The sequence below is a fragment of the Fodinicola feengrottensis genome (assembly GCF_039530045.1).
Classification (GTDB): Bacteria; Actinomycetota; Actinomycetes; order Mycobacteriales; family HKI-0501; genus Fodinicola; species Fodinicola feengrottensis.
Genome location: NZ_BAAANY010000001.1, coordinates 126929 through 150823 on the forward strand (window position 1 = coordinate 126929; position 23895 = coordinate 150823).

A 23895-nucleotide genomic window follows, 5' to 3' on the forward strand; every position below is an offset into this window, starting at 1 on the left:
CTCGGGGATGGGTGGGTTGAGTCACCAAGTGACAGGGAAGCAGACGTCGCCGGTCGATCGCGGCTGGGCGAGGCGAATTACCCAGGGGATGTCGGTCAGCCTCCTCGCGGGCTGCGCCACCGTTCTGGTCACCGCGTCGGGCGCCGCGGCCGCGCAACTCCCGGCCAGCGCGATGACCAGCACCACACTCGCCGCGTACGGTGCCGCCAAGACCGCGCCGCCACCGGGCGTACCGAACCCCGGCACGGAGGTGCCGCCGGCGCCGGTGCTGCCCGGCGGTACGACCCTGACGCCGCCGAGCGGGCTGCCCGCCCCGCCGCCGTCGCCGCCGGTCAGCCCGGTGGTGAACACCGTGCAGGTGCAGCAGTCCGCGGTGGAGGGGCTCTCTGAGCAGCTCACCCAGCTCAAGACCGACCTCCCTGCCAAGCAGGCGCTGGTCACCGCCGCCGACCAGGAATGGGCGGCCGCGTCCGAGGCGTACCGGCTGGCCCTGCAGGGCGGCAACGCCAGCGGCCAGTCGTATCTGAACCTTCTCGGCACCGCCCCGGACGCGCTGACGCCGCAGAGCGCACCCGCGCCCACCGACCTGAACGCCGCCGCGCAGGCGGTCGTCCAGACCGCCCAGAACTATTCGCAGGCGTACGCGACGGTCGCCCAGATGCAGACCCAGCAGGCCACGCTGCAGGAGCAGTTCACCACCCAGAGCGCATCGCTGCAGGCGATGCAGTCTCAGTACGCCGGCCAGCTGGCCGCCGCGAACGCCAGCTCAGACGCCTTCAACCTGGCCCTGGGCGGCCAGTATCTGTCTCCGCTTGGCCCCGGCGGCGCCGCCGCCCCGCAGGCGATGAAGGCGCTCTCGTACGCGATCGCGCAGATGAACGCCCACAAGATGTACGAGTGGGGTGCCGAAGGCCCGGACCGCTTCGACTGCTCCGGGCTGGTGATGGCCGCGTACGACTACGCCGGCATCCACCTCCCGCGCACCGCACGCCCGCAGTTCCGCGCCACCCGGCCGGTTCAGGTGAACGCCTTGCTGCCCGGTGACCTGGTCTTCTTCGCCACCGACAAGAGTGACTGGAACACCATCCACCACGTCGGCATCTACGTCGGCGGCGGCAAGATGATCAACGCCCCGCACGACGGCGTGCCAGTCCAGATCAACGCCATCTGGTGGTCCGAGTTCTTCGGCGCCACCCGCGTCGTCGGCGCCGTCCCGCCCGGCCAGGGCGGCACGTTGCCTGCCCTCCCACCGACCAGCGGAGGCGGTGGCGGTGGCGGTGGCGGGAACAACGGTGGCGGCACCACCACCCCGCCGACCAAGCCGGCCCCGCCGCCCCCCACCAAGCCTTCCGGCGGCGGCACCCCATCCAGCCCCTCAAGTCCGACTGGACCACCGTCGGGATCCCTCCCGCCGGCGACCCCCAGCGCGCCTCCACCGAGCACGCCGGCTGAGTCTTCGGCCCCGCCGCCGGCATCGCCTGCCGCTGGTGGCGGGTCACCTTCCCCATCCGCCTAACGTTTTCCGTCGCCGCGAGGGTGACGTTGTGGGAGTGAAATGCACCATTTCACTACCCAAAACGTCACCCTCGCGGCGTTTTTCGTCCCAATAATCAAGAAAACTCAGTGGGACGGGCGGGGGTCGGCGCGGTCTTCCCATTTGGTGGACAGCACCACGGTGGTGCGCGTACGGGCAACGCCGCGGATCCTGTTGACGCGGCCAATTGTGTGTTCCAGGGCAGCCACATCGGGCACCCGTACTTTCAGCATGAACGATTCCTCGCCGGCCAGGAACCAGCACGCCTCGATTTCCGGGAGATGCTGGAGGGCTTCGCCGATGTCGTCCTGTTCGCTGCCCTCGGACTGCAGGATCCCGATCAGGGCGGTCACTCCCAGACCGAGCGCGTCCGGGGCCACCGCGGCCCGGTAGCCGGCGATAACGCCGGTCGCTTCGAGCTTGGCCACCCGGTCGTGGACGGCCGGGGCGGACAGGCCCACCTGCCGACCGATCTCGGCGTACGTCTCGCGACCGCGCATCCGCAGCACAGCCAGTATTCGGCGATCGGTGTCATCCATTTTATGCGTCCCTCGAATCTGCCCGACCATCCTCGCGCAGGAGCGTAATGGCAGGTCGTCGGCCCGAAGCCGGCGGTTCCGGGGGCAGTTGCCTCGATCGATACCGAACCGAGCATTTGTCCGATTGGTAGATGGTTATCCCATAATTGGCCCGGTGACACTCGTCGTCACGGTCAGGGACCTTGTCAAAGTGCCAGTGAAAGCGCCTCAACGATGCTCTAATGACCGCCGGGAGCGAGATTTTTCCGTACCAGAACAACAGTGGACGGCATCAACGAGGGAGGTGCGGGTCGGTGGAGGTCGAGGGAAAACTGCTCACCCCTGGTGAGGTAGCCGCCATGTTTCGGGTGGATCCGAAAACCGTGACCCGGTGGGCGGCCGCGGGCCGAATCAGCAGCATTCGTACGCCCGGCGGCCATCGCCGCTTCCGTGAGTCGGAAGTGCGCGCCTTGCTGGCCGGCGAAGGTGGCCTGATCGACGACGACGCCGACTCGTAGGAACGGCGTTTTCACCCGCCCGCGGAACCAGATCGCGCCGCGGCGAGTCCAAGGGCTTGAAGTCTCCGACTGGCGGGGACGGTGGGCGGTGCGGCGAATGCGGGCTGATGACATCCCAGGACGTTCGTACGGCGTGCGCGAGCTCGCCGGGACAGTCGCGATGGCGGCGGTGGTCGGCATCGCGCTGGCCGGCTGCGCGGGTGGATCGTCGCCCGGCGGGGGCAGCGCGACGACACCGGCTCCGATGAGACCCACGGTGTCGCCATCACTACCCGCTGGGTTGCCGGCCGTCACGTACGCCCGTACGGGCGGCATCGCCGGTTTCCAGGACGAGCTGCGGATCACCCCGGACGGCCAGGTCATCGCGAGCACTCGCAAGGGTGCGGATCGGCACGGCACGCTGACCGCGAGCGAGCGGGCCGAACTCCTTGCGGCGATACCGAAAATCCCGCTCAGCGGGATGACTTCCACTCGTACGGCGGAAATCCCGGACGGTTTCCGATATGTCATCTCGGTAGGCGGGAGAAGCGTGCGTTTCGCGGACCCTTCAGTGCCGCCTCCAGTTAGCCAAGCGGTGTCCATTCTGAACCGCATTGTGTCGAGAGTCGCTGCGTGACTCGCCGGTGACTACACGCATTTCTTTTCACGCGTACCGCGCATAATGCCTGGCTGCCCGATCGGCAAATGAATTTTGCGCGGGTGTCGTAACACGATTTGCCCGTCCGGCGATGAAACGGCTAAGGCGATGTCGTAAGCTTCGCCCCTGTCGGTCGAGAGTCTGGATGCTCAGCCGAGCGTCGCGGCCGACGCCGCCGAATTGATGACTGGCGCGAAATGGCCAGAAGTCGAGCCGGGGACCCGAGTTCCTGGGGTGAATCCACGACCTGGTCGTGGTAGGGCGAATTTCTTCCCGCCCGAATCCGACAGCTAACTCGGCAGGCGGTATTGCGGAAGAAGGAGCTCGCGGGAAGTGACTCGCGCAAGCGCGCTATGGAAGCGCCTTCGTGTCTTCGTGGTGCCCACCGTTCTCACAGCGACTCTGGTCGCCGGAACCCTGGCCATGGCCAGCCCGGCGTCGGCGGATCCCAGCGTCAGTGACCTGACGCACCAGATCGACGCCCTCACGTCCAAACTGGACACTCTCAACGACCAGTACAACACCGCGAACGTGAACCTGGGCAAGATCAAGACCCAGCAGACGGCGGTGAACAAGCAGTTCGCCCAGGCCCAGACGCAGTATGCCGCGCTCCAGGACAAGACCGCGTCGTACGCGATCAGCGCCTACAAGGGTGGTGACGTGAGCATGATGAGCTCGATGATCACCAGCGGCTCGGCGGACACCTTCCTCGACCAGCTGACCACGCTGGACGCCCTCACCGGCAAGAACCGAGACCAGCTGGCCGCGCTCAAGGCGGCCAAGGCCGCGGTCGGCGCCCAGCAGGCCAAGCTGAACAGCCTGGCCACCGCCGCGCAGACCCTGGTGAGCACGCTCGGCACCAGCAAGAGCAGTTTCGACAGCCAGGCCAAGACGCTGCGCACGTTGCGGGCCAAGCTCGACCCGTCCGACTTCGGCATGGACGCGGCCGCACCCGACGCGCCGGTCGGCTCCTCGACCACGGTTCGGTACGCGTACGCGCAGCTCAACAAGCCGTATGTGTTCGCCGCCGACGGGCCTGACTCCTTCGACTGCTCCGGCCTCACCCTGGCCGCGTACCGGCAGGTCGGCATCTCGCTGCCGCACTCGGCGCACGAGCAGTACCAGATGTCACCGCACATCTCCCGCGGCGCGGTGGAAGCTGGCGACCTGGTCTTCTTCAACAACTTCGGGCACGTGGGCATCGCCATCAGCAACAGCAGGGTGATCCACGCGCCGACCGAGGGCGAAGACGTGAAGATCTCCCCCATCGACTCGATGGGATATGTCGGAGCCGCCCGGCCTGTCTGATCCATCCGCACACACTTCAGTGGCCCGGTTCCTGAAAAAGGAACCGGGTCATTGTTTTTACGCCAGTAACCAATAGTGACGACATCACTCGATTTTTGGTACGACGTAACGCTCGTCACCCCCGCGACGATGGGGGAATAAAGGTGATGTCGTAGGCTTCGCCTTTGTCGGTCGAGAATCTGGATGCTCAACCGAGCGTCATTGGCCGACGCCGCCGAATCGATGACCGGCGCCCCGCGCCGGAAAGCGAGCCGGGGACCCGAGTTTCTGGGGTGAATCCACGGTTTTCCCGTGGTAGGGCTAATTTCTTCCGGCCCGAATCCGTCAGCTAACTCGGCAGGCGGTGTGACGGAAGAAGGAGCTCGCGAGACGTGTTTCGCGCAAGCGCGCTACGAAAGCGCCTTCGTGCCATAGCAGTGCCCACCCTTCTGACGACGACTCTCCTCGCTGGCCCGTTGGCGTTGGCCAGCCCGGCCGCCGCCGATCCCAGTCCCAGCAACGTCAAGGCGCAGGTCACCGCGCTGCAGTCCAAACTGGACACTCTCAACGACCAGTACAACACCGCGAATTCCAACCTGGGCAAGGTAAAAGCCCAGCAGACCGCGGTGAACAAGCAGGTCAGCGCCACTCAGACGCAGCTCACCACGCTCGGTCAGAAGACCGCGTCGTACGCGATCAGCGCCTACAAGGGCGGCGACGTGAGCATGATGAGCTCGATGATCACCAGCGGCTCCGCGGACACCTTCCTGGACCAGCTGACCACCCTGGACGCGCTCACCGGCAAGACCCGCGACCAGCTCGCGGCGCTGCGGTCGGCGAAGGCGAAGCTGATCGCCCAGCAGGCCCAGGTGAACAGCCTGGCCACCGCCGCGCAGACCCTGGTGACCACGCTCAACACCAGCAAGAGCGGCTACACCACCCAGCTCGCCGCCCTCAAGAAGCTGCTCCCGCCAGGATCGCTGGACAGTAGCGGTGGCGGTGCGGATGGCCCGAGCCCGGACGCGCCCCAGGCCCCGGTCGGGTCGTCCACCACCGTGAAGTACGCGTATGCCCAGCTCGGAGCCCACTACGTGTTCGCCAAGTCCGGTCCGTACCAGGTCGGCTTCGACTGCTCCGGCCTGACGCTGGCGGCCTACCGGCAGGTCGGCATCTCGCTGCCGCACTCGGCCCACGAGCAGTATCAGGGCAACCCACACATCACCCGCTCCATGGTTCAGGCCGGCGACCTGGTCTTCTTCAACAACTTCGGGCATGTGGGCCTGGCGATCAGCAACAGCCAGGTGATCCATGCGCCGGAAGAGGGCGAGAACGTGAAGATCTCCAGCATTGACTCGATGGGCTTCGTCGGAGCCGCCCGACCGAACTAACTCAGACGCCCGCTTAGGCCCGGTTCCGTCCAGCGGAACCGGGCCTTTTATTATCCGCCGGGAGTGACCAGTCCGGTTTCGTACGCCAAGATGACCGCCTGGCTGCGGTCCCGCAGGTGCAGCTTGGCGAAAATCCGGCCGATGTGGGTCTTCACGGTCTGCTCGGCGACGATCAGCGTCGTCGCGATCTCGCCGTTCGTCTGGCCGGCGGCGATCAGCTTGAGCACCTCGATCTCGCGGGGCGTGAGCGTATGCACCGCGGCCGGGTTGCCCGGCGGTGGCCGGTCGTCCGGGCGGCGGCGGGCGAAATCAGCGATCAACCGGCCGGTCACAGAGGGCGCCAGCAGCCCGTCGCCGGCGTGTACGACTCGTACGCCGGCCACCAGGTCGGCGGCCGGCGCGTCCTTCAGCAGGAAACCGCTGGCACCGGCCCGCAGCGCTTCGTAGACGTACTCGTCGAGGTCGAAGGTGGTGAGGATGAGCACCCGGGTGCTCACCGGCTCGGGGGCGGCGAGAATCCGGCGAGTCGCCTCCAGACCGTCCATTTCCGGCATGCGTACGTCCATAAGGATCACGTCCGGGGGTGTGCCAGCGGCGGTGAGCCGCTGGACACCGCTCACCGCTTCCCGGCCGTCCACCGCGTCGCCGACCATCTCGATGTCCGGCTGCGCGGCCAGCAGGGCGCCGAAGCCCTGCCGGACCATCGCCTGGTCGTCGGCGATGAAAACGCTGATCATCCGACCGTCTCCGTCCCGCCGTACGGCATGGTCACCTCAACCACGAAACCGCCGCCCGGCGCCGGGTAGGCCAGCAGGGTGCCGCCGGCCAGCGTGACCCGCTCCCGCATGCCGACCAGGCCGTGTGGCTGCGCCGACGCGTCCGGCAGCCGGACGGTGAGAGCCGTGCCTGTACGCTCCGCGACCACCGCCGGACCGTTGCTGATCGTGACCACCACCGCGGTCGGCAGGTAGCCGAGCCGGACCGCGATCTCCGCGCCGGGAGCATGCCGGCCGGCGTTGGACAGGGCCTCCTGGACGATCCGGTACGCGGCGAGGTCCACCGCCGCCGGCAGGTCCACCGGCGGCCCGTCGACCTCGTGGGTGATCCGCGCGCCGGACGCGGCCATCGCGCTGACCAGATCCGGGATCTGCCCGACACCCGGCTGCGGCGCGAGGTCGGCCGGCGCGCCGTCCCGCAACACACCGAGCAGTTGCCGCATGTCGGTCAACGCGGCACGGGCGGCCGCGCCAATGTCGATGAACTCGGCCCGGGCCGTCTCCGGCAGATCCGTCAGCCGGTAGGGCGCGGTCTCGGCTCGTACGGCCACCATCGACATGTGGTGCGCCACCACGTCATGCAGCTCGCGGGCGATCCGGGCCCGCTCGGTGAGCAGGATCTGCCCTTCCTGCGCCTGCACAGTGGTCTGGCGCTGCTCGCTGAGCTGCTCGCCGGCCGTACGCCTAACATGCAACGCGCCGCCAATCACCAGGCCGGCAGTGACGATCATGGCCGCCAAGCTCACCTTGTCCCACAGATACACCTTGACGATGGCCGGGCCGATAGTCGGCACCACGACCACGAATGTGCCCAGCAGGCCTACCAGCCAGCCACACCGATAGGTGAGCAGGCCGATCCCGGCCGCCAGAGCAACGAGCTTCACGTCGATCCACAGTGGGTCATGCCAGGTCGAGTTGGTCAGGGCCAGCAGCGAACCAATCACTTGCAAACGCCAGGCCAGCAACGGAGCGCGGGTACCGAGCACCAGCGGCGCGACCAGCAGCACCCCGATGCCGAACGGCACAACCAACTCGTCTGTGCCACCAGAGATCAGGAGGTAGTCACCGCTGGCCAGCAGAACCAGCAGCGCGAAAACGACACAAACAGCGCCGAACAACAACCACAGCGCCCGCATTGACGGCAGTGGCGAACGATCGTCCTTACCCCACAGGAGCTGCGCGAACGCCTTCCCCAGCTGCCCGGTCGCCGTGCTGAGCCAGGCCGAAGGCGGGGCCTGGACTGTCTGAGTTGCCATGGTTTTCACCGTACGCGCAGGTGGTGGCCCTGTCGTCCGACCGCGGTGCGTCATACGACAGGGGTACGTGCGGCCGTACGGCTAAGGTGGGCCTGGAGTCGCCGAGAGGGGCAGCGGTGTCGGGTGTTGTTCTCGTACTGGCCGGGATAGTTGGCCAGCTGCCGCTGGTGATCGCGTTGCTGGTCGGCGTGGTGATGGCCATCCGGCGGCGGGCCCAGAATCCGCGGGCGGCCACGTTCGCGCTGATCGCCGCTGTCGTCGGCCTGCTCGCCGAGGCCCTCGTGATCATGGTGGTGGTGAGTAGTTCGCTGCTGCCGGAAATTGTCGCCAGTGCGCACGTGCCAGTGGCTTTGGTCGGCGTGGTCTATCGGGTGGTCGGGATTTTCGTGAGCCTGCTGGCGGCGATCCCGTGGATCCTCATCACCATCGCGTTGTTCGGTCGGTCGAAACCGGCCCAGGCCCTGCCTCCGGTCACTGGTTAGGAGCATTCGATGAACTATTCCAGTGGATGGATCGTGGCCCTGCTTTCCACTTTCGCCAACCAGACTCCGCAGCTCATCGCGCTGCTCGCCGGCATCGTGGTGGCGTTGGTCCAGTGGCGACAGGCCGGCCGCCGATCCGCGATCGCGCTGGGCGCCTTCGTACTCGCGCTGGCCGGGTTGGTGCTCAGCCTCGGGGTCGCCGGGCTGTCGCTCTATCTCCAGGTCGGCGCCGGGCTGAGCGCGGTGGCCACCGGGATGATCAACGCGGTGGCCAGCTTCGTGGTCTGCCTCTTCCCAGCCGCTGCCTGGCTGCTGATTTTCTTTACTTTGTTCGGAAAGCGCCGGCCAGCGGTCGCACCGAGCTGAGGCCAGCGCCGCGTTGGACACTGGCGTACGTTGCTGTCATGTCGTTGTTGCCGTTAGAAGATGCCGAGTTCCTGCGCTCGCCGTACGAGGTGCTCGCCCAGCTCCGGGCGAAACATCCGCTCGCCTGGGACGAAACGCTCGGCAGGTGGCTGGCTTTCGATTACCAGACCTGCAATGCCGTGCTGCGTGACCGCGATTTGGCGCGGATCTGGAAAGACCGCGAGCCGTCCGCTGATTTTGGGCAGTTCAACCTGATCCACCGCAACGCGCTGCTGGAAATGGAGCCGCCGGACCACACCCGGCTGCGCCGGCTGGTGTCAGTGGCTTTCACCCGCCGGCGTACCGAAGGACTGCGACCGCGGATCGCCACCCTCGCCGCCGCGCTGATTGACGGCCTGCGCGACGGGCCGGTCGATCTTATGAGCGCTTTCGCCGAGGAACTGCCCGTACAGGTGATTGGTGAGCTGCTCGGCATCCCGGCCACCGACTGGCCGTTGCTGCGGCCGTGGTCGAACGCGATCGTCAAAATGTACGAGCCGGCCATCATCGCCGAGCAGCGCGCGGCCGCCGAGACCGCGGCCGCCGAATTCGTCGGCTACCTGCGCGAACTGGTCGCGACTCGCCGGGTGACAGCCGGCGACGACCTGGTCAGCGCGCTCGTACGAGTGCGGGACACCGACGGCGACCGGCTCACCGAGGACGAACTGGTCACCACCTGCATCCTGCTGCTCAACGCCGGCCACGAAGCGAGCGTCAACGTGATCGGCAACGGCATGCTCGCGCTGTTGGAAAACCCCGCGCAATGGCATGCGCTGCAAGCGGACCCGTCGCTCGTACCAGCCGCCGTCGAGGAACTCATCCGCTTCGACTCACCTTTGCAGCTCTTCGAACGTACGGCCACCGCCGTCGTTTCCCTTCCCAGCGGCGAAATCCAGCCCGGCCAGCAGGTCGCCGCCCTGCTCGGCTCGGCCAATCGCGACCCGCTGGAATTCCCGCACCCGGACACCCTGAACCTCCGCCGCGACCCCGCCCACCTGGGCTTCGGCGCCGGCATCCACTTCTGCCTCGGCGCCCCGCTGGCCCGCGTCGAACTCCAGGAAGCCTTCGCCGCCCTGCTCCCGCTCCCCCTCACCCTCGCCGGCACAGCCACCTCCCGCCCCACCTTCGTCCAACACGGCCTAGCCACCCTGCCCGTCACCCTGACCTGACTCCGATGATTGAGTGCACAGGAGCCACTTGAGTCGCAGGGGAAACTGCCGATTCCGATAGGGTGCGGCGCGAAACTGTCGTACCCCTCCGGCAGATTTGCCCCCACCCAGTGACGGGTGGGGGGCGGGTTCGAGGACCAATGTTCAACTAAAAATTAGAGTCCACCTCTCAACCCACCCCCCGCCCGTTCAAAGGGAGGGGGAAAGAAAAACAGACACGTACGACAATTTCGCGCCGTAAAGCGCCCTTGACACGCGCAAAACGTCGAAAGCGTTAGTGGAAGCGGAAGAGGCGGAGGGAGTTGGTGACGACGAAGAGGGAGGAGCAGGCCATCGCGGCGCCGGCGATCAGGGGGTTGAGTAGGCCGAACGCGGCGAGTGGGAGGGCCGCGATGTTGTACGCGAAGGCCCAGAAGAGGTTGACCTGAATGGTTCGCAGGGTACGGCGGGCGAGCCGGATGGCGTCGGCGGCGGAGCGGAGGTCGCCGCGTACGAGCGTCAGGTCGGCGGATTCGATCGCCACGTCCGTGCCGGTGCCCATCGCGAGGCCGAGGTCGGCGGTGGCCAGCGCGGCCGCGTCGTTGACGCCGTCACCGACCATCGCGACGACCGCGCCGGATTCCTGGAGTCTGCGTACGGCGTCGACCTTTCCGGCTGGGAGGACGCCGGCGATGACGTCCTTCCGAGCGATCCCGACCTCGGCTGCCACCGCGCTCGCGACGGCCGCGTTGTCACCGGTGAGCAGCATCGGGCGCAGGCCCAGCGCACGCAACCGGCGGATCGCTTCGGCGGAGCTGGGTTTGACCGTGTCCGCAACGGAAATCATCCCGGCGGCCACGCCGTCGAGCGCGACCATCGCGACCGTTTGACCGGATTTTTCGGCCGCCGCAACGGCTTCGGCGAGATCTTCTGGTACGACGACGGACTGCTCGGCGAGCAGTTGCGGGCGACCGACGAGCACGGCGTGGCCGTCGACCTTGCCGCTGGCGCCCAGGCCCGGCAGCGCCACGAAATCCGAAACTTCCGGCAGCTGTCCCGATTCCGAAGCACGCGCGGCGATAGCGGCCGCGATCGGATGCTCGGAAGCTGCCTCGACGGCACCGGCGAGCCGCAGGACTTCGCCGCGCACTTGCACGACAACCATTCGGCCGGTGGTGACGGTGCCGGTCTTGTCCAGCACGATGGTGTCCACTCGGCGGGTCGACTCCAGAACTTGCGGGCCCTTGATCAAAATCCCCAGCTGCGCGCCTCTTCCCGTGCCCACCAGCAGGGCCGTCGGGGTGGCGAGTCCGAGGGCGCACGGGCAGGCGATGATCAGCACGGCGACCGCGGCGGTCATGCCCGGCACCACGCCGTTTCCGGTGACCCACCATTCCAGCAAAGTGAACGCGGCAAGGCCGATGACGACCGGCACGAACACCCCGGAAATTCGGTCGGCGAGCCGCTGAACAGCCGCTTTTCCGTTCTGGGCCTCGGTGACGAGCTTGGCCATCTGCGCCAGCTGGGTGTCCGCACCGACCCTGCTGGCCCGTACGACCAGTCGCCCGCCAGCGTTCACCGTCGCGCCGACGACGGTGTCGCCGACGCTGACCTCGACCGGCACGCTCTCGCCGGTCAGCATGCTCGCGTCCACCGCTGAGCGCCCGTCCACCACGATGCCGTCGGTGGCGATCTTTTCACCGGGACGTACGACAAACTCGTCGCCGACGATCAGCGCATCGATGGACACCTGATGGTCACGGCCGGCTCGCCGGACGATCACGTTCTTGGCGCCGAGATCGAGCAGCGCCCGCAACGCCGATCCGGCCCGTCTTTTCGACCGGGCTTCGAAATAACGGCCGGCCAGCAGGAAAACCGTCACGCCGGCGGCGACTTCGAGATAGATCTCGTCGGCACCGCGCGTTTGCGAGGCCAGAAACTCAAACGACATCCGCATGCCGGGCTCGCCGGCCGTACCGAAGAAAAGCGCGTAGAGCGACCAAAAGTACGCGACGAGGGTGCCCATCGACACCAGCGTGTCCATGGTCGCGGCGCCGTGCCGCAGATTGACCGCGGCGGCTCGGTGAAATGGCCACGCGCCCCACCCGACGACCGGGGAAGCAAGTGTCAAGGCCAGCCACTGCCAGTTCGTGAACTGCAGCGCCGGCACCATCGACAGCACCACGACCGGGATGGTGAGGGCCAACGAGATCAGCAACCGCTGGCGCAGCGGCGAAGTCTCGTCTGGAGCGACCTTCTCCTGCTCCGCAGGAGGTTTGGCGTCATAGCCGGCGGCCTGCACCTGGCCGATCAGAACGTCGACCGTCACCGAAGGCGGGAATTCAACGTGCGCGGTTTCGGTGGCATAGTTGACCGTCGCCGACACGCCATCGAGTTTGTTGAGCTTTCGCTCGACTCTGTTCGCGCAGGACGCGCACGTCATCCCGCTGATGGCGAGCTCGACGCCGGCGTTCACGACTCGACCAGCTGATATCCAGCCTCGTCGACGGCGGCCCGGATCACCCTGTCCGGCAACGGATTCGCGGACTCCACCGTGACCTCGCCGGTGGGCAGGTCGACGCTTACCGCCTGGACGCCTTCCAGGCCGCTGATTTCCTCGGTCACCGACCGGACGCAGTGCTCGCAGGTCATGCCGGACACCTGGTACGTGCTGGTGGTCATCTATGTTTCCTTTCGGAAATATCAGGAACGAACGAGCCGGGCGATCGCGTCGCTGGCCTCTTTGACTTTCTCGGCCGCGTCGGCGCCGCCGGACGCGACCGCGTCCTGCACGCAGTGACTGAGATGGTCATCGAGCAGCCCGAGCGCGACCGCTTGCAGGGCGCGAGTGGTGGCGGACACCTGGGTGAGGACGTCAATGCAGTACGTGTCCTCGTCCACCATCCGTTGCAGGCCGCGCACCTGCCCCTCGATGCGCTTCAACCTCGCCTGGATCTTCGCTTTGTCGTTCGTGTAGCCCGGAGTCATGCATTCACCGTACCCCTAGGGGGTAGGGGATTGCCAGCCCAGTCCGGCGGAAAATCCACAACGCCCCGTTGTCGGCGGCTGGCGCGGGCAACGGGGCGGTGCGGAGTAAGAATGCGTTACTGCAGGCCAGCGTACGAGTGCAGGCCGGAGATGACGAGGTTCACGCCGAACAGGTTCATCATCATGACGCCCCAGCCAACCATCGCGATCCAGGCCGCCTTCGGGCCCTTCCAGCCGGTGGTGGAGCGGGCGTGCAGGTACGCCGCGTAAACGACCCACGCGATGAACGACCAGGTCTCCTTCGGGTCCCAGCCCCAATAACGCGACCACGCAGCCTCGGCCCAGATCGCGCCGGCCATGATGGCGAAGGTCCAGATCGGGAAGGCGAAGGCGATCACCCGGAACGTGGTGCGCTCCAACACCTCCGCGGCCGGCAGTCGCGGGCCGAGGGTCAGCGGGAAGGACACCGCACGGCCGGCCAGGAACCGCTTGTCGTGATAGTAGCGAATCAAATACATCGCGCTGGCCACGAAACCGACCATGTAAATGCCGCTGGCCAGGGTCGCCGCGCTGACGTGGATCCACAGCCAGTACGAGTTCAGCGCCGGCACCAGCGGAACGACCGGCGTGTAGAGCACCGTGCCGGCCAGGCCCAGCAACAAAACGATCGGCAGCATCACGAAAGCGCCGATGTGCCGGATCGACCGCTGCCTGGTGAGGACGACGAGCCAGGCGACCATCGCGACGAAGCACACGGTGATCGCGTATTCGTACATGTTGCCCCACGGCACCCGGCCGGCGGCGATCGCGCGGGTGATCAGGGTGGCGACGTGGGTGGCGACGCCGACGATATTGAGCACCACGCCGATCTGGCCGGCGATCCGCGGCAGCGGGGAGGGCTCGGTCACCGCGCCACCGACCGGCGGCGAAACCGGCGCGTCCGCGACCGTCGCCCCACCCCCGACGGTGGCGAGCACTTTCGCCGACGACTTGCGACTGGCTCTCGCACCAAACGCGTATTCGACGCCGTACGCCAACATCGCGCCCGCGTAAAACAAAATCGTCGCGACCAGAAGATTGTCGGACAGGCTGGCCATCGCGGTCTCAGTCGGCATGCTCAGTTCCTTTCCCGCTCCCGCTGGAAACTGGGAGGGATGTGGTGATCTGTTCGAGCAGACGGTCGAACTCGCCGGCGAACTCGTCGGCATCGGTACGAGAAAGGCCACCGACGGCGACGACAGTGCGAGCACTGTCGTTGGAGTCCGGGGTCAACCGCACCCACAGCCGCCGGCGGCGGATGCGCAGCGAACACAGCAAACCCAGGACGATGCAGATCGCGGCCACCAGCACCACGTTCTGACCGGGGTTCTGGTCGACCCGGATGCCGGCCCATTCGCGGTAGCCGACGAAGGCCACCGTGCTGCCGTCGTCGAGCTTCCAACGATCGCCCGGCTGAAGGAAATGCGTGCCGACCAGCTTGAGTTTGCCGCGGTCGATCTGGTTTTGGTCCAGCGCGTACACCGATTTCGGGATGCCGGAGGACAAACCGGTGTCACCGCGGTACGCGGCGAGAGTCAGCCCAGGCGAGCGCGGCGCCGGGCTGAGCGAGGAGACCTTGGGCCCTTCGGTCGGGGTGGTCGGGGTGAAGACGCCCTGGAACGCGACCTCGACCCCGGACGTACGAGCGGCGCCTGGTTTCTGGTTGGCGTCCGCGAAAACCGCGATTCCGGACGAGGACAGGTTCTGGTCCTGCGGCAGGAACGGGCTCGGCGACGTGAAGGTCTGCCCGTATTTGTCGGTGTAGCTGATGATCGGCGAGTAACCGGTGTCCAGCAGGTAAATCCGGGCGCCCTGGAACCGCAGCGGGTCGTTGACCTCGATGGTGCTGTTCATGCTGGGCCCGCCGAGGCCGTCGTCGTACGTGACATCGGCGGCATATTTGGACGGCTCACCGCTGGGCAGGTAGTCGGCGTGGAACTTTCGCAGGTGTACGCAGAAAGGCGGCAGACTGGAGTCCGTCACGTCCCGGCCGAGCGTGTACTGGTCGTACTGCTGCAGCGAGTCGCAGAAGCCGTCGCCCTCGGTCAGCAGCACATTGGCGTTCCAACCCCACAACGCGCCGGATGCGACCCCGATCAACAGCACCAGCAACGAAAGATGGAAGACCAGGTTGCCGGTTTCGCGCAGATAGCCCTTTTCCGCGCTGACCTCGACGACCTCGCCCTTTTCCCGTACGACCGTGCGCCAGCGCCGACGCCTCAACACGCGACGCAGGTCGGCGGCCAGCTCGGCCGGTTTTCCGTCCGTCGCCGGAAGTTCGGCGTGGTGGCGCATCCGGTCGAGGAACTTCGGGGCCGCCGGCGGGGCCTGCTGGAGCGCCTTGGCGTGCAGCTTGATCCGCGGGTAGAGGCAGCCGATCAGCGAGATGAACAACAGCAGGTAGATCGCCGCGAACCAGGGCGAGCCGAAAACGTTGTACGCCCCGATTTTGTCCAGGATCGGACCCAAAACCGGGTGGTCCGACAGGTACGACTGGACCTTCTCCGGGTTCAGGTCCTGTTGCGGCAGCAGCGATCCAGGCACCGCGGCCAACGCCAGCAGGAAAAGCAGCACCAGCGCGGTCCGCATGCTGGTCAGCTGCCGCCACCAGCGCACCACGATCGCCTTGCCGCGCGGGTTCTTCGGCGCCGGTTCGACCGGCGCCGGAGCGGTGGAAAGAGTGTCGAGACTCAAATCGGGATCTCCCCTGGAGGAAGCCAACTCCGCAGCCAGATGACGACCGGATCCCAGCCGCCCAAAAGCAGCAAAAGGCCAACGACCAGCAACATCGCGCCGCCGATCCGGGTCACCCACACGCTGTGCCGGCGGACGAAGGCGAGCGCGCCGATCAGCCGGCGGAATCCGAGGCCGAACAGCACGAACGGGATGCCGAGACCGAGGCCGTACGCGGCGGCCAACACCGCCCCGCGGGCGACCGATCCGGAGGTGGCCGCAAGGCCGAGCACCGCGGCCAGCGTCGGGCCGGTGCAGGGCAGCCAGCCGAGCGCGAACACCGCGCCCAGCACCGGCGCGCCGACCAGGCCCGAAGCCGGCAGCCAGCGCATCCGTACGGTCCGGTCCAGCCCAGGGATCACGCCCAGGAACGCAAGACCCATCACCACGATCAGCGCGCCGACCACCCGCTGCACGATCGGCGCGTAGTCCAACAGCACAATGCCCAGCCCGCCAGCGGCCGCCGACAGGATGGTGAAGACGGCGGTGAATCCGACCACGAAAAGGCCGCTGCCCAGCAGCACCCTGCCCCGCACTCTGGTGGCGTTTGCGGTGCGTACGACCGTGCGGCCAGTCGGGTCGATGCCGGTGGCCGCGTCCAGGTCAGCGCCGGCGAGGCCGGTCACATACGAGACATATCCCGGCACCAGCGGCAGAACACACGGCGACAGGAAGGACAGCAGGCCCGCGGACGCCGCCAGCGCGAGCGCCGCCAGCAGTGGCCCGCTCGTCACTGTCGCCGCCGCGTTCACGGTTTCTCACCGGCCAGGGACAGCACGACGGGCTCCAGGTCGGTGGCCAGAACGGCATCCCGGAACAGGGCCGCGACCCGGCCAGAGCGGTCCAACACGATGGTGGACGGGATCGTGGTGGGCGGCGTTTTCCGGAATTTCACGCCGATCCGGCCCTCCGGGTCGAACAGGCTCGGATACGTGATCCCGTTCGTACGCTCGAAGGCCAGCGCCCGGTCCTGGGTGTCGCGGATGTTCACCCCGACGAACTCGACACCTTTGGCTTTGGTGGCCAGATAAGCCTGCTGCAGGTCGGCGGACTCGGCGCGGCAAGGCGCACACCACTGGCCCCAGAAGTTGATCACCACGACTTTGCCGCGCAGCGCCGAAAGTGCGAAGGACGCCCCGGTCAGGGTGGTGCCGGTGATCTCCGGCGCGGCGACCCGCTGGCCGATCGCCCACTGCTGTTTTCCGGTCCCGGTGGGCACATATCCGCGTTCTCCGCCGGCGCTCTGGTTGACCGCGTCGTTGCCGACCGCGCAGCCCGATGCCAGCAATGTGGTCGCGAGGGTCAGCCCGAAAAGCGTGCGGCGCCGCATCAGGCGCCCTTGGCGGCCGGGTCGGTGCGGCCAAGGAGCGCGGCGGCCGGCTCGGTGTAGTCGATGCCGGCGAGGGTGGCCCCGTCGAACCGGAACGAGGTCAGGCTGGCGAGGCTGCACTGTCGCTTGCGGGGGTCGTGCCAGAGCCGCTCGCCTTCCGCGTAGCGGCGCGCCATCCAGATCGGCATCTGGTGGCTGACCAGCACGACTTCGTGGCCTTCGGCGATCAGCCGGGCGTCCTGCACGGCGGCCATCATGCGGGCCGCGACCTCGCGATACGGCTCGCCCCACGAGGGCGTGAACGGGTTGCGCAGGCGATACCAGTAGCGCGGGTTGGCGAACGCGCCGTCGCCCGGGCCGGTGGCCAGGCCCTCGAACTGGTTCGCCGACTCGATCAGGCGGTCGTCCGTACGCACCTCAAGCTCGAACCGGGAGGCCAGCGGCAACGCGGTCTGCTGCGCGCGCTCCAGCGGGCTCGCGATCACCGCGGTGATGTCGTGCCCGGCCAGCGACTTCGCCACCACCTCGGCCATCTGCTCGCCGAGCCCCGACAACCGGTAGCCCGGCAGCCGGCCGTACAGGATCTTGGCGGGGTTGTAGACCTCGCCATGGCGCATCAGGTGGACGGTCGTCTGCGTCATGCGGCAGCCCCAGCGGCGACCGCGGCGGCCGGGAGGGCGGCCTCGATCAGCTCCAGCTCGGTGCCGCCGAGCGCGGTCGAGACGAACCAGCACTCGTACGCGCTCGGTGGCAGATAGACGCCCGATGCCAGCATCGAATGGAAAAACGCCTTGTACGCGGCGGTGTTGGTTTCCCGCGCGGTGTCATAGTCCCGTACGTCCGTGTCGGTGAAGAAGACGCCGAACATGTTGCCAGCGGTGGAAATTCGGTACGCCACGCCGGCGGCCGACAAGGCTTTCGTGACCAGGTCTTGCAAAATCGCGGACGTACGGTCGAGCTGCGCATAGACCGCGTCCGTACACTCTCGCAGGGTGGCCAAGCCCGCCGCGGTGGCCAGCGGGTTCCCGGACAGCGTGCCGGCCTGGTAGACCGGGCCGGCCGGCGCCAGCGACGCCATCACGTCCGCACGGCCGCCGAAGGCCGCCGCCGGCAGTCCGCCGCCCATGACCTTCGCGTACGTGACGAGGTCCGGGACGACTGGGTCGAGGCCGTACCAACCGGACCGGGAGACCCGGAAGCCGGTCATCACCTCGTCCATGATCAACAGCGCGCCGTGTTTGGTGGTCAGCTCGCGGAGCTTGGCGTTGAAGCCGTCGCGCGGCGCCACCACCCCCATGTTGCCGGCAGCCGCTTCCGTGATCACGGCCGCGATCTGGTCCCCCAGCTCGGCGAAGGTCTTCTCCACCGCGGCGATGTCGTTGTACGGCAGCACGATCGTCTCGCCGGTCTGCGCGCCGGTCACACCGGGCGTGTCCGGCAGCGCCAGCGTCGCGACCCCGGAGCCAGCCGCGGCGAGCAGCGCGTCGACGTGTCCGTGGTAGCAGCCGGCGAATTTGACTAGCAGCCGCCGCCCGGTCACCCCGCGGGCGAGGCGCACCGCGCTCATCGTCGCCTCGGTGCCGGAATTGACGAGTCTGACCTGCTCAGTGGGCGTACGGGCGACGATTTCCTCGGCCAGCAACACCTCGGCCTCGGTGGGCGCGCCGAAGGATGTGCCACTCAAAGCGGCCTCCCTGACGGCCTCGACGACCGCCGGGTGCGCGTGTCCGAGCACCATCGGGCCCCACGAACAGACCAGGTCGACATAACGCCGGCCGTCAGCGTCTGTCAGGTACGCACCGGCCGCCGACGAGATGAACCTCGGCGTGCCGCCGACCGCCTGGAACGCCCGAACCGGCGAGTTCACCCCGCCCGGGATGACGGCCTCGGCCCGGTCGAACAGGCGTCGAGAAACCGGCGCCTCATAGTCGTACGGAAGCGGCGGTGTTGGGCGATCAGAGCCGGCTGGAACGTCTGCCACGACCTCTATTCTCGCAAGTCGCTCCGGCCGGCTCGGCCGGGGGTTCGACAAGTTGTCGAAGTTGATCCGCCAGTCACTTCCTGTGAGAACGATTAAGACTTATGCCTGATACATCCGTTCCGCGTGTTATCGGCGATTAGTGATGGTTCGTTCGCCTAGCGTGCCTACGGACGAGAGGAGAGTGCCCATGTCCTGCGGCACCACACACGAATGGTCCGGTGAAGCGTCCTGGTTCTGCTGCGGCGCGTCCTGGGGGCCGTGCTCTGCGGCCGGCAAGGGCGCCTGCCAGACCTGTACGTCCAGCGCCCTGCAGTGCGCGTGGCCGAACGCGTCCAAGGCGTGTTTCGAGATCACCCGGCCGGACCTGTGCCACGAAACCCTGCAACCGCACAGCTGCGGCGACTCGCTGTGGGTCCGGCACTGGTGCAGCGGAGTGTGCGTGCCGGTGAAAGTGGCGGACTGCGGGCCGCGTACGAAGAGTTTCTGTGGCGGCCAGACATGTTGCGAAGGCCAGTGCCGGTCGAACCGGGTAGTTGACCTGACCGCGGCGGCCTTCAGCCGGATCGCGAACCTGAACAGCGGCCTGGTGCCGGTCGAGATCCGGGCCTGACGCGATGAGTTCAGTGGATCGACGGACTTTCCTCACCGGCGCGGTGCTGGGCAGCGCGGCCATCGTCGGCGCCACCACCTTTGGCGGCACCGACCCGGCCGCCGCTTTTCGGCGCGACACCTCGGAAATCGCCGCCGGCGCCATCGACCCGGGTTTCGCCGAGGGCCGGGTGACGTCTAACCGCAACGGCGTTCTGGGCGTACGCGGATCGGACCAGATCCTGCACCGGATCCTGGTCACCAGCGCCACCAGTTTATGGAAAATGGACCCGATCCCGGTCAGCCAGGTGGCGGTCGGCGACGGACTTTACGCGCGCGGAGCCCGATTACCCGACGGCACGCTCGCGGCCGACGCGGTCTGGGTCAATCTGGTCAACGTGGACGCCGATATCGCCGCGATCAGCACGGCCAGGGTGGATCTCAGCCACAACGGCCACCGGATCGTCGCGCATGTCGTCAAGGGAAAGACCGCTGTCACCTACCGAAGCGAGCCGGCCAGCGGCGACCTGTCCAAACTCCGGGTCGGCCATCACGTACGAGTGCTCGGGCTGTGGCATCCGGACACCAACGAAATGAGCATTTCCACCCTGCACAGCATGGCCACCTCATGACGTTTTTCGTTTTACTGGCGTCCATTCAGCCGGTGGTGGTGGGCGCCATGCTGGCCTGGGCCGGCGCCTACAAACTAGCTGGCCGTACGGTCGGGGTAGCGGCCAGCCGGTCCGCGCTCCCCCGGCTGCTCGGCTCGCACCGGCGAGCGCTCGCGGCTTACCGCCTGACCGGACTGATCGAGCTGGTCGTCGCGCTGGTTTTGTTCGGTGGCGGGAAAACCCCGTCAACGGTCATCGTCGGACTGGGATTTCTTTGCTATTTGGCGTACGCGAAGATGGTCGTTCCGCAGAGTTCATGTGGTTGTACGAGCGCGTCCACATCGCCGGTGGGCTGGCGAAGTTTTGGCCGCGCCGCGATCGTCGCGGTCGGCGGGGTGCTCGCGATGCTGCCGATCGCCGTACCGTGGTGGAAGGGTTTTGGTGCGGACCCGATCTGCGCGATGTTCCTTGCCACCGCCGAAAGTTTGCTGGTGCTCGGGCTTTCACCGGACTTCGACCGGCGCTGGCTGCGACCGGCCCGGGCGCTGCGGCTCAAATACGGCCGGCACCCGCTTGTCGATGTGCCGGACACCGTGCCCGTCGCGGCCACCGCGTACAACGTTGAACGCAGCGAGGCTTTTACTCCGGTGGCGCACCTGATCTCGTCCGGGCTACAGGACAGCTGGGACGCCGAAGGCTGGCGAATTCTGACGTACGCCGGCCGGCTCGACGATCGCGAAGTGACGATTGTCTTCGCCGTCGGGATGACGACCGACACGGTGGGTATTCGCGTCAGCGTGGTGGAAGAACAGACCGGACAAATCATTCCAGTCGAGGCATTTCAGCCCGCCGGTTGAGATTCGGATATAGCTGAAACATCCGGATGTTCCTCCCGGTCTGACGGAAAAGTCTGGATCGTTTATCCCGCCTTAGCGGGTTTCTCTTGTTATTTGTTGACAGACTTCGCGAATGCGTTGACGATATCCGCTAGCGACGACTCGTCTTCAGCACGAGAAGGTGATGCGCCATAAGCAACCTCAACGAATCGCACAGTTAAGCGGTCATTCCGCTTTCTTTTACCAGCAGCCGATTTTTGGGTCCCTGCTGGGCATCCTTTGTGGACAGTCGCGTACGCCTTTGGCGTGCGGTCATGTTGCCATACGGGCGTCTTGAGGGAGACGTGCGAGGGAAGGAGACTCACTATGGCTTGCGGTACGGTCAACGAAGCGCGGGGAGAGGCGTCGTGGTTCTGCTGCGGCGCCGGTTGGGGCCCCTGCGGCGGCGCCGGTGGCGGCGCCTGCGGAAACTGTAATTCCGGCTCACATCAGTGCGCCTGGCCGAACGCCTCATCGGCGTGTTTCAACATCACCCGACCGGATCTGTGCGGCGAGAACCTGGCCCGCAAGGGCTGCGGGACCGGCATTTATGTCGCGCACTGGTGCTCGGGCGCCTGCGTGTTCGTGACGGTCGCCGACTGTGGCCCGAACACCCACCAGTTCTGCAACGAGGCGTCTTGCTGCACCTTGAACGGCCAGCGGCTCTGCGTCACCAACCGCGACATCGACCTGACGCCGTCCGCCTACAGCCTGATCGCCAGCCTGAGCACCGGCCTGACGCCGGTCGCCATCGGACATTGAGGAGAGCGTCATGAGTGTCGACAGAAGGCGTTTTCTGTCCGGTACGGTGCTCGGCGGCGCGGCCGCGGTCGTCACCGCGACCGCGTTCGGGGCCGCGGATCCAGCGGCCGCGTTCGAGCGCGACATGCCCGCGCTCGCGCCCGGCGCGGTCGACCCGAACTTCATCGACGGCCGGGTCATGTCCGTCAGCAAGAACGCGCTCGGCGTACGCGGCTCCGACCAGGTGCTGCACCGCATCATCGTCACCGGCGGCACCAGCCTGTGGAAGATGGAGGCGGTCGGGATGGACCAGGTCCTGGTTGGCGACGGGCTCTACGCCCGCGGCGCGCGGCTGCCTGACGGCACCCTCGCGGCCGACGCAATCTGGGTCAACATCGTCAACCTGGACGCGCACATCACCTCGATCAGCGCCTCCCGGATGGAGTTGAACCACAACGGAAAGAAGATCGTCGCGCACGTCGTCAAGGGAAAGAGTGCCGCCACCTATCGCGGTCAGGCCGCCACCGGCGACCTGTCCGGGCTACGGGTCGGGCACGCCGTGAAGGTGATCGGCGTCTGGATCCCGGACACCAACGAAGTGAACGTGTCGACGGTGCACAGCATGGCACCGGCGGCCTGACGATCGGGGGGATTCCGTGGTGAGCGTTATCGCATCCATGCAGCCGCTGGTGATCGCGGCGATGCTGGCGTGGGCCGGCACGTACAAGTTGCTCGGTCGTACGGTCGGCGTGGCCGCCAGCCGGTCCGCGCTGCCCAAACTGCTCGGCTCGGACCAGCGGGCCGTGGTCGGCTACCGGGTCACCGGCGCGGTCGAGCTGACGGTCGCGGTTCTGCTGCTGGTCGCTGGCAGTACGCCGGTGCCGGCGGTGGCCGCGACCGCGGTCGGGGTGAGTTTCCTGGCATACCTGGGATACGCCAAGGTCGCGGTGCCCAAGAGTTCGTGCGGCTGCACCAGCTCGCGGGCCGAGCCGATCAGCTGGCGCGGCTTCAGCCGGGCCGCCATCGTGGCCGTTGGCGGCCTGGTGGCGACGATCGCGGCGATCACGTCGACCGGCTCGCCCTGGTGGTCGGCGCTGGCTTCCCAGCCACTGCCGGCCGTACTGGTGGTGGCCGCCGAAGTGGTGCTGGTCCTGTCGCTGTCCCCGGACTTCGACCGGACCTGGATCATGCCGCTGCGCATCTGGCGGATGAAGTACGGCCGGCATCCGCTGGCCGGCGTCCCGGACACCCTGCCGATCACGGCGACCTCGTACAACCTGGAGCGCAGCGAGGCGTTCACCGCGGTCTCCCATGTCGTACGTTCCGGCCTGCTGGAGAGCTGGGACGAGGACGGGTGGCGGGTGCTGACGTACGGCGGCCGGATCGGCAAACGCCCAGTCACCGTGGTGTTCGCGGTCGGGCTCGACTCAGCCACGGTGGGCATCCGGTCGAGCATCGTGGATGAGGCCACCGGCGAAATCCTGCCGGTGCCGGCGCCGCCGCACCCCGCTCGTACCGTCCTGCCGGTGGTCGCCACCGCCTGACTCGCACCGGTGTGGACCAGCGCCGCTCCGCACCGGCTCTCCCTCCACTGTGGACGTGTTACGAAAGGGGATCCGCCATGGGATGCGGTACGAATCAGTGGTCCGGCGAGGCGTCGTGGTTCTGCTGCGGCGCCGGGTGGGGTCCCTGCGGGGACGCCGGCGGCGGAGCCTGCGGGAACTGCAACTCCGGCTCCTACCAATGCGCTTGGCCGTACGCGTCAGATTCCTGCTTCAACATCACCCGCCCCGACATCTGCGGTGAGAGTCTGCCGTACAAACCGTGTGGCAGCACCATTTTTGTCACGCACTGGTGTTCGGGCGCGTGTGTCACGGTCTCGGTCGCCGACTGCGGTCCGAACACTCAGATGTTCTGCGGTGAGGCGGTGTGCTGCAACGGAACCTGTCGCACCAACCGCGACTGCGACCTGACTCCAGCCGCGTACAGCGTGATCGCCAGCCTGGACACCGGCCTCACCCCGGTGATGTTCGGCTACTAACCTCCGCGAATGTAACGAA

General features: G+C 67.2%; 27 protein-coding genes and 2 riboswitches. Of the genes, 15 read left to right on the forward strand and 12 right to left on the reverse strand.

Features of this window, described 5'->3' with window-relative positions:
• Positions 1–28 precede the first annotated feature (28 nt).
• Positions 29–1516, forward strand: coding sequence for a C40 family peptidase (locus ABD301_RS00580; RefSeq protein WP_344306119.1), 1488 nt, complete (start codon positions 29–31; stop codon positions 1514–1516).
• 104 nt (positions 1517–1620) lie between these two features.
• Here ABD301_RS00580 and ABD301_RS00585 read toward each other — a convergent pair whose 3' ends face one another.
• Positions 1621–2073: an Lrp/AsnC family transcriptional regulator gene (locus ABD301_RS00585; RefSeq protein WP_163568993.1), complete on the reverse strand. Its 453-nt coding sequence runs from the start codon at positions 2071–2073 to the stop codon at positions 1621–1623.
• A 221-nt stretch (positions 2074–2294) separates the two neighbouring features.
• Here ABD301_RS00585 and ABD301_RS00590 point away from each other — a divergent pair, with 221 nt between their 5' ends.
• The 4 genes from ABD301_RS00590 to ABD301_RS00605 all read left to right on the forward strand — a co-directional run bounded on the left by ABD301_RS00590 (position 2295) and on the right by ABD301_RS00605 (position 5882).
• Entirely contained in the window at positions 2295–2570 is a 276-nt protein-coding gene (locus ABD301_RS00590) for a BldC family transcriptional regulator (protein WP_344306122.1), read from the forward strand.
• Positions 2571–2667: 97 nt separating this feature from the next.
• Positions 2668–3186 (forward strand): hypothetical protein, encoded by a 519-nt coding sequence (locus tag ABD301_RS00595; protein ID WP_344306123.1) that lies wholly within the window; start codon positions 2668–2670, stop codon positions 3184–3186.
• A gap of 202 nt (positions 3187–3388) precedes the next feature.
• Positions 3389–3527, forward strand: a riboswitch (cyclic di-AMP (ydaO/yuaA leader).
• 13 nt (positions 3528–3540) lie between these two features.
• A complete protein-coding gene (locus tag ABD301_RS00600) occupies positions 3541–4515 on the forward strand; it encodes a C40 family peptidase (RefSeq protein ID WP_163568992.1) in 975 nt (324 codons plus the stop codon).
• Positions 4516–4717: 202 nt separating this feature from the next.
• Positions 4718–4872: riboswitch (cyclic di-AMP (ydaO/yuaA leader) on the forward strand.
• Between the two features lie 59 nt (positions 4873–4931).
• Positions 4932–5882 (forward strand): C40 family peptidase, encoded by a 951-nt coding sequence (locus ABD301_RS00605; RefSeq protein ID WP_344306125.1) that lies wholly within the window; start codon positions 4932–4934, stop codon positions 5880–5882.
• Positions 5883–5932: 50 nt separating this feature from the next.
• Here ABD301_RS00605 and ABD301_RS00610 read toward each other — a convergent pair whose 3' ends face one another.
• Both ABD301_RS00610 and ABD301_RS00615 read right to left on the reverse strand, forming a co-directional pair.
• A complete protein-coding gene (locus ABD301_RS00610) occupies positions 5933–6619 on the reverse strand; it encodes a response regulator transcription factor (RefSeq protein WP_344306127.1) in 687 nt (228 codons plus the stop codon).
• Positions 6616–7914, reverse strand: a complete 1299-nt coding sequence (locus tag ABD301_RS00615; protein ID WP_344306128.1) for a sensor histidine kinase — start codon at positions 7912–7914, stop codon at positions 6616–6618. The genes ABD301_RS00610 and ABD301_RS00615 overlap by 4 nt, the downstream gene beginning before the upstream one ends.
• 116 nt (positions 7915–8030) lie before the next feature.
• Between ABD301_RS00615 and ABD301_RS00620 the strand changes: the two genes are divergently transcribed.
• From ABD301_RS00620 to ABD301_RS00630, 3 genes are read left to right on the forward strand one after another with little or no spacing between them, the layout of a single operon-like run.
• Positions 8031–8396 carry a hypothetical protein gene (locus tag ABD301_RS00620; protein WP_344306130.1) on the forward strand — a complete coding sequence of 122 codons (366 nt, stop codon included), beginning with the start codon at positions 8031–8033 and terminating at the stop codon, positions 8394–8396.
• 9 nt (positions 8397–8405) lie between these two features.
• Positions 8406–8762: a hypothetical protein gene (locus tag ABD301_RS00625; protein WP_344306132.1), complete on the forward strand. Its 357-nt coding sequence runs from the start codon at positions 8406–8408 to the stop codon at positions 8760–8762.
• A 38-nt stretch (positions 8763–8800) separates the two neighbouring features.
• Complete coding sequence (locus tag ABD301_RS00630) at positions 8801–9970, forward strand: cytochrome P450 (protein WP_344306134.1); 1170 nt, start codon at positions 8801–8803, stop codon at positions 9968–9970.
• A 274-nt stretch (positions 9971–10244) separates the two neighbouring features.
• On the opposite strand, the gene ABD301_RS00635 is transcribed toward ABD301_RS00630, so the two are convergent.
• The 9 genes from ABD301_RS00635 to hemL all read right to left on the reverse strand — a co-directional run bounded on the left by ABD301_RS00635 (position 10245) and on the right by hemL (position 18942).
• Complete coding sequence (locus tag ABD301_RS00635) at positions 10245–12425, reverse strand: heavy metal translocating P-type ATPase (protein ID WP_344306135.1); 2181 nt, start codon at positions 12423–12425, stop codon at positions 10245–10247.
• Complete coding sequence (locus tag ABD301_RS00640; protein WP_344306137.1) at positions 12422–12631, reverse strand: heavy-metal-associated domain-containing protein; 210 nt, start codon at positions 12629–12631, stop codon at positions 12422–12424. The genes ABD301_RS00635 and ABD301_RS00640 overlap by 4 nt, the downstream gene beginning before the upstream one ends.
• A 21-nt stretch (positions 12632–12652) precedes the next feature.
• Complete coding sequence (locus tag ABD301_RS00645) at positions 12653–12937, reverse strand: metal-sensitive transcriptional regulator (protein WP_163568985.1); 285 nt, start codon at positions 12935–12937, stop codon at positions 12653–12655.
• A gap of 116 nt (positions 12938–13053) precedes the next feature.
• Positions 13054–14052, reverse strand: a complete 999-nt coding sequence (gene ccsB / locus ABD301_RS00650) for a c-type cytochrome biogenesis protein CcsB (protein ID WP_344306139.1) — start codon at positions 14050–14052, stop codon at positions 13054–13056.
• On the reverse strand, positions 14042–15670 hold the full coding sequence (gene resB / locus ABD301_RS00655; RefSeq protein WP_279580687.1) for a cytochrome c biogenesis protein ResB: 1629 nt from the start codon (positions 15668–15670) through the stop codon (positions 14042–14044). Before resB ends, ccsB begins: the two co-directional genes overlap by 11 nt.
• Positions 15667–16461, reverse strand: a complete 795-nt coding sequence (locus ABD301_RS00660) for a cytochrome c biogenesis CcdA family protein (protein WP_344306142.1) — start codon at positions 16459–16461, stop codon at positions 15667–15669. The genes resB and ABD301_RS00660 overlap by 4 nt, the downstream gene beginning before the upstream one ends.
• On the reverse strand, positions 16458–17039 hold the full coding sequence (locus tag ABD301_RS00665; protein WP_344306144.1) for a TlpA family protein disulfide reductase: 582 nt from the start codon (positions 17037–17039) through the stop codon (positions 16458–16460). Before ABD301_RS00665 ends, ABD301_RS00660 begins: the two co-directional genes overlap by 4 nt.
• Positions 17039–17680 carry a histidine phosphatase family protein gene (locus tag ABD301_RS00670; protein ID WP_163568983.1) on the reverse strand — a complete coding sequence of 214 codons (642 nt, stop codon included), beginning with the start codon at positions 17678–17680 and terminating at the stop codon, positions 17039–17041. The genes ABD301_RS00665 and ABD301_RS00670 overlap by 1 nt, the downstream gene beginning before the upstream one ends.
• Positions 17677–18942, reverse strand: a complete 1266-nt coding sequence (gene hemL / locus ABD301_RS00675) for a glutamate-1-semialdehyde 2,1-aminomutase (protein WP_344306711.1) — start codon at positions 18940–18942, stop codon at positions 17677–17679. Before hemL ends, ABD301_RS00670 begins: the two co-directional genes overlap by 4 nt.
• A gap of 265 nt (positions 18943–19207) precedes the next feature.
• Here hemL and ABD301_RS00680 point away from each other — a divergent pair, with 265 nt between their 5' ends.
• The 7 genes from ABD301_RS00680 (at position 19208) to ABD301_RS00710 (ending at position 23876) form a co-directional block, all read left to right on the forward strand.
• The gene (locus tag ABD301_RS00680; protein WP_344306146.1) at positions 19208–19630 is read left to right on the forward strand and encodes an RlpA-like double-psi beta-barrel domain-containing protein; all 423 of its coding nucleotides are present in this window, start codon (positions 19208–19210) and stop codon (positions 19628–19630) included.
• Between the two features lie 4 nt (positions 19631–19634).
• Positions 19635–20240 (forward strand): hypothetical protein, encoded by a 606-nt coding sequence (locus ABD301_RS00685; RefSeq protein ID WP_344306148.1) that lies wholly within the window; start codon positions 19635–19637, stop codon positions 20238–20240.
• Positions 20237–21076 carry a MauE/DoxX family redox-associated membrane protein gene (locus ABD301_RS00690; RefSeq protein WP_344306149.1) on the forward strand — a complete coding sequence of 280 codons (840 nt, stop codon included), beginning with the start codon at positions 20237–20239 and terminating at the stop codon, positions 21074–21076. Before ABD301_RS00685 ends, ABD301_RS00690 begins: the two co-directional genes overlap by 4 nt.
• Positions 21077–21421: 345 nt before the next feature.
• The gene (locus tag ABD301_RS00695; RefSeq protein WP_163568980.1) at positions 21422–21856 is read left to right on the forward strand and encodes an RlpA-like double-psi beta-barrel domain-containing protein; all 435 of its coding nucleotides are present in this window, start codon (positions 21422–21424) and stop codon (positions 21854–21856) included.
• 10 nt (positions 21857–21866) lie between these two features.
• Positions 21867–22475: a cell wall protein gene (locus ABD301_RS00700; RefSeq protein ID WP_163568979.1), complete on the forward strand. Its 609-nt coding sequence runs from the start codon at positions 21867–21869 to the stop codon at positions 22473–22475.
• A 19-nt stretch (positions 22476–22494) separates the two neighbouring features.
• Positions 22495–23379 (forward strand): MauE/DoxX family redox-associated membrane protein, encoded by an 885-nt coding sequence (locus ABD301_RS00705; RefSeq protein ID WP_344306152.1) that lies wholly within the window; start codon positions 22495–22497, stop codon positions 23377–23379.
• A 77-nt stretch (positions 23380–23456) separates the two neighbouring features.
• Positions 23457–23876: an RlpA-like double-psi beta-barrel domain-containing protein gene (locus tag ABD301_RS00710; protein ID WP_163568976.1), complete on the forward strand. Its 420-nt coding sequence runs from the start codon at positions 23457–23459 to the stop codon at positions 23874–23876.
• Positions 23877–23895 lie beyond the last annotated feature (19 nt).

Excerpts from the sequence above, each read along its gene's own strand:
- ABD301_RS00585 (WP_163568993.1), bottom strand. The coding sequence starts at position 2,073 with ATGGATGACACCGATCGCCGAATACTGGCTGTGCTGCGGATGCGCGGT.
- ABD301_RS00590 (WP_344306122.1), top strand. The coding sequence starts at position 2,295 with ATGACCGCCGGGAGCGAGATTTTTCCGTACCAGAACAACAGTGGACGG.
- ABD301_RS00595 (WP_344306123.1), top strand. The coding sequence starts at position 2,668 with ATGCGGGCTGATGACATCCCAGGACGTTCGTACGGCGTGCGCGAGCTC.
- ABD301_RS00610 (WP_344306127.1), bottom strand. The coding sequence starts at position 6,619 with ATGATCAGCGTTTTCATCGCCGACGACCAGGCGATGGTCCGGCAGGGC.
- ABD301_RS00615 (WP_344306128.1), bottom strand. The coding sequence starts at position 7,914 with ATGGCAACTCAGACAGTCCAGGCCCCGCCTTCGGCCTGGCTCAGCACG.
- ABD301_RS00625 (WP_344306132.1), top strand. The coding sequence starts at position 8,406 with ATGAACTATTCCAGTGGATGGATCGTGGCCCTGCTTTCCACTTTCGCC.
- ABD301_RS00630 (WP_344306134.1), top strand. The coding sequence starts at position 8,801 with ATGTCGTTGTTGCCGTTAGAAGATGCCGAGTTCCTGCGCTCGCCGTAC.
- ABD301_RS00640 (WP_344306137.1), bottom strand. The coding sequence starts at position 12,631 with ATGACCACCAGCACGTACCAGGTGTCCGGCATGACCTGCGAGCACTGC.
- ABD301_RS00645 (WP_163568985.1), bottom strand. The coding sequence starts at position 12,937 with ATGACTCCGGGCTACACGAACGACAAAGCGAAGATCCAGGCGAGGTTG.
- ccsB (WP_344306139.1), bottom strand. The coding sequence starts at position 14,052 with ATGCCGACTGAGACCGCGATGGCCAGCCTGTCCGACAATCTTCTGGTC.
- ABD301_RS00665 (WP_344306144.1), bottom strand. The coding sequence starts at position 17,039 with ATGCGGCGCCGCACGCTTTTCGGGCTGACCCTCGCGACCACATTGCTG.
- ABD301_RS00670 (WP_163568983.1), bottom strand. The coding sequence starts at position 17,680 with ATGACGCAGACGACCGTCCACCTGATGCGCCATGGCGAGGTCTACAAC.
- ABD301_RS00680 (WP_344306146.1), top strand. The coding sequence starts at position 19,208 with ATGTCCTGCGGCACCACACACGAATGGTCCGGTGAAGCGTCCTGGTTC.
- ABD301_RS00685 (WP_344306148.1), top strand. The coding sequence starts at position 19,635 with ATGAGTTCAGTGGATCGACGGACTTTCCTCACCGGCGCGGTGCTGGGC.
- ABD301_RS00690 (WP_344306149.1), top strand. The coding sequence starts at position 20,237 with ATGACGTTTTTCGTTTTACTGGCGTCCATTCAGCCGGTGGTGGTGGGC.
- ABD301_RS00695 (WP_163568980.1), top strand. The coding sequence starts at position 21,422 with ATGGCTTGCGGTACGGTCAACGAAGCGCGGGGAGAGGCGTCGTGGTTC.
- ABD301_RS00700 (WP_163568979.1), top strand. The coding sequence starts at position 21,867 with ATGAGTGTCGACAGAAGGCGTTTTCTGTCCGGTACGGTGCTCGGCGGC.
- ABD301_RS00710 (WP_163568976.1), top strand. The coding sequence starts at position 23,457 with ATGGGATGCGGTACGAATCAGTGGTCCGGCGAGGCGTCGTGGTTCTGC.